Raw genomic sequence first — 12,874 nt, forward strand, 5'->3', positions numbered from 1 at the left:
TCGGGCGTGATTTCCCACTTCTTCATCGACCGGCCCATCTTCGCGGCGGTGCTGTCGATCGTCATCACGCTCGCGGGGGCCGTGGCCGTATTCAATTTGCCCGTCGCGCAGTACCCCGAAGTCACGCCGCCAACTGTAGTCGTCACCGCGTCGTATCCCGGCGCGAACGCGCTGACCATGCGCGACACCGTGGCCGCGCCCGTTGAGGAGCAGGTGAGCGGGGTCGAGGGCATGATGTACATGTCCTCGCAATGCACCAACGACGGAACGTACACGCTCACCGTCACGTTCAAGTTGGGCACCAACGCGGACATGGCCCAGGTGCTCGTGCAGAACCGCGTGAGCCTCGCGCAGCCGGTCATCCCCACGCTCGTCCAGCGCGAGGGGATCACGGTCAAGAAGCAGTCGCCGAGCACGCTCATGATCGTGAACCTCGTTTCCACCAACGACCGGTACCGCGATCTCGAACTGAGCAACTACGCCACGATCGAGATCCGCGACGAACTCGGCCGGCTCCCCGGGGTGGCCGGGGTGGGGTACCTGGGCCAGCGCGACTACAGTATGCGGGCGTGGTTGGACCCGGAGAAACTCGCCGCGCTCAACCTGACCGCGGCCGACGTCGTGAGCGCGATCGGCGCGCAAAACATCCAGGTCGCAGCGGGGCAAATCGGCCAGCAGCCCGTTCCGAAGGGCCAACAGTTCCAGCTCACGATCAACACCCGCGGGCGGCTCATTGAGCCGGACGAGTTCGCGGACATCATCATCAAAGTGGGCCAGGGCGGACCGGCCGGTGCCCAGACGTCGCAGATGACGACGAGCGGAGCGACCGCGAGCGGAGCCAGTAGTTCCGGGACTTCGGGGAGTTCATCTCAATCCAGTTCGACCGACCAGGCGGGTACCGCGGCCAGCCCCACGGGACAGTCGGCGGCGGTTGTTCGGCTGCGCGATGTCGTAACCCCGCGGCGCGAAATCACCGACGAGACCGGACGCAAGCAAACCGTCGGCGGGGTCGAACTCGGTGCCCAGCAGTACGACCAGTCCGCGACGCTCGACGGTCAGCCGACGGTGGCCCTCACCATCTACGGCCTGCCCGGAGCAAACGCGCTCGATACGGCCAGCGGCGTGTACAAGAAGATGGAAGACTTGAAGAAGCGGTTCCCGGAGGGAATGGATTACCGCATCGTTTATGACACGACGCCGTTCGTCCGCCAGTCGGTCAACGAGGTGTTCAAAACGCTCCGCGACGCGATCATCCTCGTGGCGATCGTGGTGCTCGTGTTCCTCCAATCGTGGCGCGCGGCGCTCATCCCGCTCGTAGCGGTTCCGGTCGCGGTGATCGGCACGTTCGCGGTCATGGCTGCGTTCAAGTTCTCGCTCAACAACCTCACGCTGTTCGGTTTGGTGTTGGCAATAGGGATCGTGGTCGATGACGCGATCGTGGTGGTCGAGAACGTCGAGCGCTGGCTCGAACACGGCTTGGAACCGCGCGAGGCCGCGCGCAAGGCAATGGACGAGGTGACCGGCCCGGTCATCGCGATCGCGCTGGTGCTCACGGCCGTGTTCGTCCCCGCCGCGTTCATTACCGGCGTGACGGGGCAGTTCTTCCGCCAGTTCGCGGTGACGATCGCGGTCAGCACGCTGATTTCGGCGTTCAACTCACTCACGCTCAGCCCGGCTCTCGCGGCCCTTTTGCTAAAACCCAAAGACGCGCCGAAGGACATGCCGACGCGGGCACTCGACTTCGTGCTCGGGTGGTTCTTCAAGCTGTTTAACAAGGGGTTCGGATTGACCACCGAGTGGTACGCGGGCGGGGTGAAGTGGCTCGTGCGCCTGAGTCTGATTGTGCTCGCGGTCTATGGTGGTCTGCTCTTCCTGACGTACCGCGAGTTCACTCACACTCCGACTGGCTTCGTGCCCCAACAAGACAAGGGCTACTTACTTCTCAACGTGCAACTCCCAGATTCGGCCTCGGTCGAGCGCACCCGGCGAGTAATGGCGCGCATCGAGGCGATCGCCAAGAACATGCCGGGCGTGGACCACACGGTCGGCATTTCCGGCCAGTCGCTCATTCTGAACGCGAACGCCCCGAACCTCGGATCGCTGTACGTCATGCTCAAACCGTTTGACCAACGAAGCGGAGACAACCAGGCAGCAGACGAGATTGCGGCATCAATCGAAGCACAGTGCCGCAAAGAGGTTCGCGGTGCGAACGTGTCGGCGTTCGGTGCCCCACCGATCGAGGGGCTGGGAACGACCGGCGGGTTCAAGATTATCATCGAGGACCGCGGGAACCTGGGACTCGCCGACCTCCAAAGGGCGAGTGACCAGATCGTCGCCGACGGGAACGCGACGCCGGGCCTCCAGGGGCTGTTCAACAGCTCGCGGTTCGACACCCCCTGGGTCTACCTCGACATCGACCGCACCAAGTGCGCCGCACTCGGTCTGTCGATCGACGACGTGTTCAACACGCTCCAGTACAACCTGGGGTCGTACTACGTGAACAACTTCAACGAGTTCGGCCGGAACTGGCAAGTGAACGTGCAGGCCGATCCGATGTTCCGTGACCGGGTGCGTGGGATCGGGCAACTCCAGTTGCGCAACGCGCAGGGGAACATGGTGCAGTTGCGCACGGTAATGACCGTGCGCGACACGAGCGGACCTGTAATGGTGCAGCGGTACAACATGTACGCCGCCGCCGCGATTACCGGGAACGTCAGCCCGGGCACGAGCACCGGGCAGGCGGTTCCACTTATGGAAGGCGTCGCCGCGCGTGCGCTCCCGCAATCGATGGCGACGGACTGGACCGAACTGACCTTCCTCCAAAACCAGGCGGGCAACACCGCGGTGTACGCCTTCGTGCTGGCCGTGGTGTTCGTGTTCCTGGTGCTCGCGGCTCAATACGAGAGCTGGAAGCTCCCGCTCGCCGTTATCCTCGTGGTGCCGATGTGTTTGCTGTTCGCGGTCGTCGGAGTGAACGTGGGGCACCAGGACATCTCGATCTTCACGCAGATTGGGCTGATCGTGCTGGTGGGACTGGCGTGTAAGAACGCGATCCTCATCGTCGAGTTCGCCAAACAGCGCCAGGAAGACGGCATGTCGCGTCAGGAAGCGGCCGTCGAAGCGAGCCGCCAGCGGCTGCGGCCCATTCTGATGACGAGCTTCGCGTTCATCCTGGGCGTGGTGCCGCTCGTGATCGCCGAAGGTGCCGGGGCCGAGATGCGGCGCTCGCTGGGGATCGCGGTGTTTAGCGGCATGCTCGGCGTGACGCTTTTCGGGATCTTCCTGACTCCCGTGTTCTTCTCGACTATTCAGTCGATCGGCTGGAACTCAAAACCCGCGCCCGAGCACAAAGAAGCACCGCACGATTCGCACGTGGAGGGCGAGAAGACCCCTCCCCCGGCGCTCCCCGCGGCCGAAAAACCACAACCACAACAATCGCCTACGAATACAGCGAAGTCGGAGTGATGTAGTTTTACCGCTTCCGCTGTTACTTCTTGTGGTCGGGAATGTAGGCACCGTAGCCCGATGGGGAATCGAATTCGAACCCGACAGCGAACGGGTATCACCCTCGCACCTGCTCGTCACTCCCGAGCCTTCGGTCACATCCCCAACGCCCCGACCGGTTCGCCGTTCCGTAGGATCGACGTGATCTTGTAAGTGGGACGCCAGGGGGTTTCGTGTGCCACTGTCGGGACGGGTGCGGGCTTGGTACGCTCAACGTTTTCAGCAACGCGGCGTACCACTCAATTCAATGGAAAGAACACGTGATCGAATTCGTTCGCCCATCAGGGCTTATTCCCGTCTTTCTTGCACTTGCTCTTTTACCCAACGTCACGCTCGCCCAGGAATCCGCTCCAAACGCGGGACCGTCTCCGCTGGAGGCGATTGCTCGGGCGTACCAAATCGAAGTCGCCGCCAGCCCCACGTTTCCTGTGCGAGCCAGTTACGGCACCATTGACGGAAAAAGTGCGGACCGCGGGGCCGTGGAGCGCTACACATCGCTGTTCGTCGCGGAATTTGCCCTCTACCCGCGCGAGCTGATTCAGCGAGCAAAGCTCAAGCGCGTTGTGTTGTGTGCCGAACTGTCGTTTGCCGGTCAACGGAGGAACGCGATCCCGGACTTCGAGCACGATACGCTGTACTTCGATGTCGAGCGCGGTGCCAGCAATCGAACGTACTTGCGAAAAGTGATTCACCACGAGTTCTTCCACATCATCGACCTGCGCGACGACGGTCAACTCTACGCGGACAAGGAATGGGCCGCGCTGAACCCGCGTGCGTTCAAGTACGGGAGCGGCGGGGCGAACGCTCAGGGCGTGGCCAACACGTCCACGCTGACGGACGCGGTACCCGGGTTCCTGAACCACTACTCCACGACCGGTGTGGAGGAGGACAAGGCCGAGGTGTTCGCCAACCTGATCGTCGATTCCGCTTACATCGAGAAGCGAATCAAAACGGACGCCGTGCTCGATGCCAAGGTCGAGCGCATGAAGGCGCTGATGAAGCGCTTCTGCCCGGACGTCGACGAACTGTTCTGGGACGCGGCGAAGAAGATCGATCGCCGCGACCGGCCCCGCGCTAACGAAACCGAGGCGCAAATTGCGGAGTTGCGCCCCGAATGCCTCTGCCCGCCGGCGTGCGTCGCACATCGGTGGCGCCTCTTTCCACTTTCCCACCGTTCGCGGTTCTGGTTCCGATAATCGAATGGAGGAAATGACTCGGATGTGTCGTTCTGTTTACACCACCCGAGTCCGCGTTGAGGGCGGAGCACGAAATCAAGCCCCGAACACACTCCATTCGTAAAGCAAGCCGGCCGATCGTACAAGATCATGGGCATCCGTTGAATTCGAGTCCGTGTCACGAAAAGCGTGACACGAATTCATCTCCGATGTCGATTGGTTCTTCAGACGCGATAGGGAACCAATCGCACTCAGCTCGGAGATCTCAGCCGTGGTCAAATCGCCCCGTCAATTCGCTCACCAATCAATCGGCACTTGCAACAACGAGAAGAGTGAGGTTCGGCCCGCAGATGCCTGGTTCAGTTGGTGGGCGTGGTGGCACGCTCACGACACCTGCGCTCTGGTGGCACACCACGTCGAGCGGTGATGCGGAAGAGTATCGAGTGCCGTCTTGAAGCCGCGAAGCAGCCGGAGTTGAATTCTCACATCGATTAGAAGTGCTTACAGCAGTCGCGCGTCCGAGGTTATGTCAGGGGTTGCGATCGGATACATCGTTCCAACGACACCATCTATTAGCCGATCCGTTCTGAAACAATCCGAGCGCGGTCCCCACAGGACCGTGAATTGGATGTGCGTATTGGGCTGATCGAACTCGCAATTGTCAGCTCTTGTGCAGCGAGTTGCGTTGCGGCAGTCACATCAAAAACGACCCAGATAATTACGGCTCCTCGTCCGCTCCCGACTGACGCGACGTGGGCTTCGCCTCGACATCCTTGCGCGTCCGGACGACGGGCGTAGAGGGTAGGGCAGCAAGCCCGGGTTCCGGTTGGGGGTGAACGACAGGTGTCGTGTTCGCCACTGGGGTATTTGCGGGTAGCGCCGTTTGTATCGAAATTTGCTGCTGCGATTGAGTTTCTGGTGCGCCCGATTGTACGGGCGGCTTCGCCAGGAACACGGACGCCCCGACGACGCCGAGAACGCCGACAAGCATGCCGAATTTGGCGTCATTTGTCATCGGGAGTGCCTCGTGAAATGATGGTTCATTTGAACTATTCCCAACAATCCCATGCGTGGGAGGTTGACTTGAACACTTTTTGGGGAAACGCTCATCCATCTGCCGCGCAGTGCCGCGCATCGCGCGCGGCCCGCATTGGCGGTACAATTTGACGTGGGCGCGTGGAGCAGCGCATGGAATTCGCGGGGGCGGTGGCGCTACTGGTTGTGGGCGCGGCAATTGTGCTGGTGGTGAAGGGGTGGGACGTGCGCCTCGTGCTGCTCGCGGCGGCACTCGTAGTCGCCACGGTCGCTGAGGTCACGATCGCGACGAAACCCAGCAGCACGGGCGGACCTGTTGCGCGCGTGCTGCAAACGTTCCTGGCGACGTTCTCGAACGAGAAGTTCGTCGTTCCCATTTGCACCGCGATGGGGTTCGCCCATGTGCTCAAACACACTGGCTGCGAACGGCACCTCGTTTTGTTGCTGGTACACCCGTTGCGGTACGTGCGCGGGTTGATGGTACCGGGTGTGATCGTGGTCGGGTTCCTGGTGAACATTCCGCTTGTGAGCCAGACCAGCACCGCCGTGTGCCTCGGCGCGGTCGTGGTGCCTCTCATGCGCGCCGCGGGGTACTCGATGGGGACCATCGGCGCGTGCCTGCTGCTCGGTGCATCGGTCGGTGGGGAGTTGCTGAACCCCGGTGCGCCGGAACTGCTCACCGTTGCGAACCTGACCAACGTCCCGACGATCGTGCAAACGCAGCGGTACCTCCCGGCGCTGGTGTTCACGCAGCTCGCGGTTGCGACCGCCGTCATTTGGCTGATGAGCGTATGGTGGGAGCGGAAGGGAGGGGGAACAGAAAGGCAACCTAACTCCCTAACCCCCTTCCCTAAGAAGGAAGGGGGAACTGAACCAAACGCACAGACAATCGCACCCCAAGCGTCTGTCTTAAGCCCCTCTCCGTTTAGGGGAGGGGTTGGGGAGGGGTTACAGCCTACCTCCGAGCGCATCAACGTGCTGAAAGCGCTCGTGCCGCTGGTTCCGCTCGCGCTGCTGTTCGCGTCTGCGATGCCGGAGCCCTACAACCTGTTCGAGATCCCGGATGCATGGGTGGTGCCGAAGAGAGCGGATGGCTCGCGCGACCCCGCGTACAACAGTCGGCTCATCGGGTTCGCGATGCTGATCGGGGTGCTGGTTGCAGCGGCAGTCACGCCCAACAAGGCGCGTGACTGCGTGAAGGAATTTTTCTCTGGGGCCGGGTACGGGTTCGCCAACATCGTCAGCCTCATTGTCATCGCCAACTGCTTCGGGGAAGCCATTAAAGCCGCGGGGCTGGCGGAGGCACTCGGTACGCTCATCAAGAGCGCACCCGGATTGATGCAACCACTGGCCGCGCTCGTGCCGCTCGTGTTCGCGGCGATTTGCGGTTCCGGGATGGCGAGCACGCAGAGCCTCTACGGGTTCTTCCACGGACCCGCTGAGGCACTCGGACTCGATCCGGTCGCGGTCGGTGCGATGGTGTCGCTCGGGAGCGCGGCGGGGCGCACGATGTCGCCGGTCGCGGCCGTCGTGCTAATGTGCGCGACCCTCACGGGAACGAACCCGTTCACGCTGGTGAAGCGGGTGGCCGTGCCGCTCCTCGTCGGAATCGCTGTAGTAGTTCTGCTCCGGCTCGCGGGAGTCCTGTGAGCGGACGTGACCAACGACGCGCCCGTCCCGTATACCCGACCTCATGGACTTCGCGACCGCACGCCGGGATTCTCTGGTCCGCTACCTGCGCCGACACATCAGCGGCGAGGTGCGGTTCGATGACACGTCACGCGGATTGTACTCCACCGACGCGAGCCACTATCAGGTCCGGCCGCTCGGGGTCGTGTTGCCGAAAACCATCGACGACCTCACGAGCACGGTGCAGATCGCGTCCGATCTGAACGTACCGATCACCGCACGCGGCGGCGGAACGAGCCTGTCCGGGCAGAGCATCGGTCCGGGCATCGTGATCGATTGCTCAAAGTACCTCAACGCGGTCGGCGAAGTAGATGTCGCCAACCGCCGCGTGCGCGTGCAGCCAGGGGTGGTGCTCGACCACCTGAACCGCGCACTCGCCCCACACGGTCTGATGTTCGGTCCGGACGTGGCGACCGCGAGCCGGGCCACGCTCGGCGGCATGATCGGGAACAACTCCGCCGGCGCGCGGTCGATCGTGTACCGGCAAACGGTCGATCACGTCCGCGCGCTCACCGCCGTGCTGTCCGACGGCGCGCGGACCGAGTTCGGGCCGCTCACGGCACTGGAGTATGAGCGCAAGCTCGAATTGCGGACGCGCGAGGGTGAAGCGTACCGGACCGTCGATTCCACCGTGCGCCAGGCCGCGAGCGACATTCTCGCGCGCACGCCGAAGATCGTCCGCAAGGTGAGCGGGTACAATCTCGCGGCGCTGGTCGAGCGTACTCCGGTCGGGCTGGTGGAGCGAACCCCGGCCGCAAGGCCGGGGGCACCCACTGGAGCCGAGGGGTACCCCGGCCCCGGTGGACCGGGTTCGCCTCACTCACTCGTTCCGCTCCTCGTGGGGAGCGAAGGAACGCTCGCCGTCACCGCGGAAGTCGAACTCGCCGTCGTTCCGCGTTTGAAGCACCGCGGACTGCTCGTTCCGCAATTCGCGTCGCTCGGGGCGGCCCTGGACGCACTGCAAGCGTGCCTCGAACTCGAACCGTCCGCTGTCGAGTTGATGGACCGGATGCTGATCGACCTCGCGCGCAACCAGCGATCACTCAAAAACACGATGGCCGCGGTGCGCGGGCGCCCCGAAGCGCTTCTGATGGTCGAGTTCAGTTCCGACGACCCCGCCGAGGTGTCGTACCGCGTTCACGAACTCGATCGGCGCCTCGCCGGGTGCATGGGGCTGACCGCCAGTGTCCCCGCGCTCGACGCGGCCACACGCGACCCGCTCTGGGCGCTGCGAAGTTCCGCGGTGCCGCTCCTGTACGGGATGCCGGGGGACGCGAAGCCGGTCACGTTCTGCGAGGACGCCGCGGTCGACCCCGAGCGCCTGCCCGAGTTCGCCGCCCGCTTCCGCGAAATCTTTCACAAACACGGTACCGACGGCGCCTTCTACGGGCACGCGAGCGTGGGCTGTTTGCACATCCGGCCCGTGCTGAATATCCACGAGGAAGCCGGCGTCGCGACCATGCGGAAGATCATGGAGGACGTGACCGACCTCGTGCTGGAGTTCAACGGCAGTTTGAGCGGCGAGCACGGCGACGGGCTGGTGCGCAGCGAGTGGAACCGCAAGATGTTCGGGCCGGTCGTGTACGAGGCGTTCCGACAAGTGAAGCGCGGGTTCGATCCGGGCAACGTGCTAAACCCGGGCAAGATCGTGGACGCCCCCGCGATGGAAGACAACATGCGTGTGCCCCCGGGCCGCATGCCCGCGTCCGATCCGCCAACCGTGCTCGATTTCTCAAAGCAGGGCGGGTTCTTCCGCAGTATCGAGCTGTGCAACGGCGCCGGCGTGTGCCGCAAAACGCAGGGCGGCGCGATGTGCCCCTCGTACCGCGCCACGAAGGACGAACAGGATACCACTCGCGCCCGCGCGAACGCGCTGCGCCTGACGCTTACAAACGAGACGCCCCAAAAGAGCCGGCACGCGCCGATCGCTCAGCGGTGGATCTCGGACGTGATGGACCTGTGCCTCTCGTGTAAGGCGTGTAAGTCCGAGTGCCCGAGTAATGTCGACGTCGCGAAGCTGAAGTCCGAGTTCCTGCACGCTTTTTATGCGCGCCGCGCCCGTCCGCTCGGGCACCTGTTCGTGAAGCACATCCACCGCTTGAGTCCGCTGGCGGCGCGGTTCGCCGGGGTGAACAACTGGTTCGCGCGGCGGTCGTGGGCGCGGCGCGCGATGGAGAACCTCGCCGGCATCGACCGCCGACGCAGCCTTCCGGAATGGCACCGCGATCACTTCCGCAAATGGTTCTATCAAACGCGGAATTCGGAGCGCGGAACGCGGAACGGCAAACAAGAGGGCGAAAGTTCGTCGGTTTCCGTTCCGAACTCCGAACTCCGCGCTCCGCGTTCGGTCGTGCTGCTCGACGACTGTTTCACTACGTTCCAAGAGCCGAACATCGGCCGCGCCGCGGTGGCACTGCTGGAACGTGCCGGGTTCACGGTGGAACTCGCCGGGATCTGCTGCGGCCGGGCGATGCTCTCGAAGGGTTTCCTTACCGACGCACGGAAGCTTGCCCGAGACGGCATCGCGAAACTCGATCACTTCGCGGCGCAGGGGATTCCGATCCTGGGATTGGAGCCGAGTTGCGTTCTCTCGCTGTCCGACGAGTGGCCCGAACTGGTGCCCGGCCCTGCGGCGAAGCGCGTCGCGGCGGCCGCGGAGATGGCCGACGGGTGGCTCGCGCGCCAGGTAAGCGACCACGGGCTGGCTCTGGATGTCGCGCCGGTTGCGGGGAAGGCGCTTCTGCACCCGCACTGCCACCAGAAGGCGCTGGTCGGGTCGAAGGGCACCCAGGACGCGCTGCGCCTTGTGCGCGGGCTGGACGTGACCGTTCTCGACGCGGGGTGTTGTGGAATGGCCGGCGCGTTCGGCTACGAGAAACAGCACTACGACGTGAGCGTGAAGATCGCGAACCTCGACCTCGTCCCCGCAGTCACCGCGGCCCCAGCCGCGACCGTGATCGCGACTGGAACCTCGTGCCGCCACCAGATCCGCGACCTCACCGGCCGCGTCGCGCGTCACCCGCTCGAAGTGCTCGCGGGCGAGGCATAAAACGGTGCTACCTGAGCGCCGGCTTCTGTTACCAAACCAGAGCGGACGGCGGGTTTCGGGCGTCGTGCCATTGTGGTATTCTGGCAGATTAAGCAATCAGGCCAATAGGTGGCCTTATTCTGCACACAAAAAGCCGAAGTCCGGCATCTGATACGACGCAAGCGATTGGCCCGTAAGGAGATGTGTTCAAGATGAAATATATCGACCCGCACATCCACATGATTTCGCGGACCACGGACGACTACCAGCGGATGGCGTATTCGCAGTGTGCCGCGATTTCGGAACCCGCGTTCTGGGCCGGGTTCGATCGTGGGACCGCACAGGGGTTCCACGACTACTTCCGCCACCTCACCGAGTTCGAGCCGAAACGAGCGGCGCAGTTCGGCATCAAGCACTATTCCTGGTTGTGTATCAACGCCAAGGAAGCCGAGAACGTGTCGCTGTCGCGCGAAGTGATTTCGATGATCCCGGAGTTCCTGGGGCGCCCGGGTGTGCTCGGGATCGGCGAAATCGGTCTCAACAAGAACACCGCGAACGAGGCCACCATCTTCCAGGAGCACCTCGACCTTGCCGCGAAGACCGACGAGCTGATTCTGATCCACACTCCGCACTTGGAGGACAAATACAAGGGCACGCGGATGATCGTGGACATGCTCAAGAACGACCCGCGCGTCAAACCGCACCGCGTGTGCGTCGACCACGTCGAGGAGCACACCGTTAAACTCGCGCTCGACAACGGGTTCTGGTGCGGGATGACGCTGTATCCGGTCACCAAATGCACCCCGGCACGAGCGTGCGACATCATCGAAATGGTCGGCACGGACCGTATCATGGCAAACTCGGCCGGCGATTGGGGCAAATCGGACCCGCTCGCGGTACCGGAACTCATCCAGGAGATGAAGCGGCGCGGGCACAAGGAATCGGAGATCAAGAAAGTGGTGTACGACAACCCGCTGAGTTTCTGGCGGCAGGCGAACAACTGGAAAGAGTGGCCGCCGGAACCCAGCACCAACGGCGTCGCGACGCCCGCGACCGCGAAGGCGGGATACTAGTCGGCAATACCCTCGCGGGAACCAACGAGTTCGTTCCGCGAAGCCGCCACGGAGTGGCGGACCACTTTCTTACGAGAACACGACATGGCTCGTCGCAAACTGGACCTCGCCGAAACGATCCGCACCGCACTCGCGAAACCGGAAGCAGCCAGCTTGTCCGAAGCGCTCGAACCCTGGGACGATAAGGAACTCACGCTCGGGGACGCCGAAGGGCTGGTCAGCGCACTGGCGGCCATCACCGACGTGAAGCCGCTCATCGACGCGAAAGTTCACGGCGAAACCGGTACCCCGCTCCAGACGCTCGCGGTGCTGTTCCAGAACGAATCGTCCGACGACGCCACCCGCCTGCTCCGCGATCGCGGAATGACGGAACTGATGCGCCTCTTCGACGCGGCGATCATGGTGCCGGAGTGCCCGTCCGATCCGATCCTGACGATCTGCAAGATGTTCGCGGTGTACGTGTCGAAACCGGGACTGGAGCGCATTGTGGCAGCTGTGCGCCGGTTCCCCGACGAGTACATGTGGGAGATCGTGTTCGGCGTGTTCGCAGACGAGGGGCACCCGCTCAGCACAGAACTGATCGACCGGCTCCGCGACCCGCTCCCGACCGATTTCGCCGCGGTCGCGTACCTCGATCTGGTGAACGCCGCGGCGCGCGAAAAGCGGCTCGACGCGCACCCGTTCGATACTGAAGAAGGCCACAAGCGCCTGGAAACGTGGCTCGCGGACTCGAACTCGGAGCACTTCAGCTACGCTCATAGCGCAGCAGCGGCGCTCCCGTTCATCGAATCGAAGGCGCGGAACTCGCTCGCGTCACTGGCGATGGACCACTCGGATACTGGCGTCCAGATGGAGGCGGCCTGGGCGTCGGCGTACCGCGGGGGCACGGCGGGGCTCACGGTCCTGGCGCGCATGTGCGAAGACCCGCACCACAGCATCATGGCGCAGCAATACCTCGAAGAGCTCGAACAGTCCGATCGCATCCCGGCCGCGGCCCGGGAACCGGACTTCAACGCGCTCGCCCAGATGTGTCAGTGGCTCCGGCACCCGAACGAGTTCGGCGAGCCACCGACCGAGGTCACACTGTTCGACACGCGCGAACTCGACTGGCCGCCGACCAACGACCGGCGCCGCGTGTGGCTGTTCAAGTACACCTACGCCGGCCGCAACGAAGATGGCACAGACGAGGTCGGGCTGGGTATGGTCGGTTCCATCACCTTCGCGCTGTTCGGGGAAACGAACGCGGCCATGAGTCCCGAGGACGCTTACGCGATCCACTGCTGTTGGGAACTGGACGTGAACGACGATCCGCGTGCACCGAAGAAGCGCACCGTGAAAGCGGGGCGCAAGCTGCTCGGTATCTGATGCGC

Annotated in this window: 7 protein-coding genes; 6 read left to right on the top strand and 1 reads right to left on the bottom strand. The window is 63.5% G+C overall.

Annotation, left to right across the window (positions count from 1 at the left end):
- The first annotated feature begins 6 nt into the window (after positions 1–6).
- Together VT84_RS21230 and VT84_RS21235 are read left to right on the top strand one after the other, a co-directional pair.
- Positions 7–3,465, top strand: coding sequence for an efflux RND transporter permease subunit (locus tag VT84_RS21230; RefSeq protein ID WP_082840917.1), 3,459 nt, complete (start codon positions 7–9; stop codon positions 3,463–3,465).
- 299 nt (positions 3,466–3,764) lie between these two features.
- Positions 3,765–4,700 (top strand): putative zinc-binding metallopeptidase, encoded by a 936-nt coding sequence (locus VT84_RS21235; RefSeq protein WP_162271794.1) that lies wholly within the window; start codon positions 3,765–3,767, stop codon positions 4,698–4,700.
- A 697-nt stretch (positions 4,701–5,397) separates the two neighbouring features.
- On the opposite strand, the gene VT84_RS21240 is transcribed toward VT84_RS21235, so the two are convergent.
- The gene (locus tag VT84_RS21240) at positions 5,398–5,694 is read right to left on the bottom strand and encodes a hypothetical protein (RefSeq protein ID WP_052560894.1); all 297 of its coding nucleotides are present in this window, start codon (positions 5,692–5,694) and stop codon (positions 5,398–5,400) included.
- A gap of 173 nt (positions 5,695–5,867) precedes the next feature.
- Here VT84_RS21240 and dcuC point away from each other — a divergent pair, with 173 nt between their 5' ends.
- The 4 genes from dcuC (at position 5,868) to VT84_RS21260 (ending at position 12,869) form a co-directional block, all read left to right on the top strand.
- Positions 5,868–7,364 carry a C4-dicarboxylate transporter DcuC gene (gene dcuC / locus VT84_RS41020; protein WP_052560895.1) on the top strand — a complete coding sequence of 499 codons (1,497 nt, stop codon included), beginning with the start codon at positions 5,868–5,870 and terminating at the stop codon, positions 7,362–7,364.
- A 43-nt stretch (positions 7,365–7,407) separates the two neighbouring features.
- Entirely contained in the window at positions 7,408–10,452 is a 3,045-nt protein-coding gene (locus VT84_RS21250) for an FAD-binding and (Fe-S)-binding domain-containing protein (protein ID WP_082840919.1), read from the top strand.
- A 191-nt stretch (positions 10,453–10,643) separates the two neighbouring features.
- Positions 10,644–11,504, top strand: coding sequence for a TatD family hydrolase (locus VT84_RS21255; protein ID WP_082843363.1), 861 nt, complete (start codon positions 10,644–10,646; stop codon positions 11,502–11,504).
- Positions 11,505–11,588: 84 nt separating this feature from the next.
- A complete protein-coding gene (locus VT84_RS21260) occupies positions 11,589–12,869 on the top strand; it encodes a hypothetical protein (protein ID WP_082840920.1) in 1,281 nt (426 codons plus the stop codon).
- The last annotated feature ends 5 nt before the right edge of the window (positions 12,870–12,874 follow it).

This window comes from Gemmata sp. SH-PL17, assembly GCF_001610855.1.
Classification (GTDB): domain Bacteria; phylum Planctomycetota; class Planctomycetia; order Gemmatales; family Gemmataceae; genus Gemmata; species Gemmata massiliana.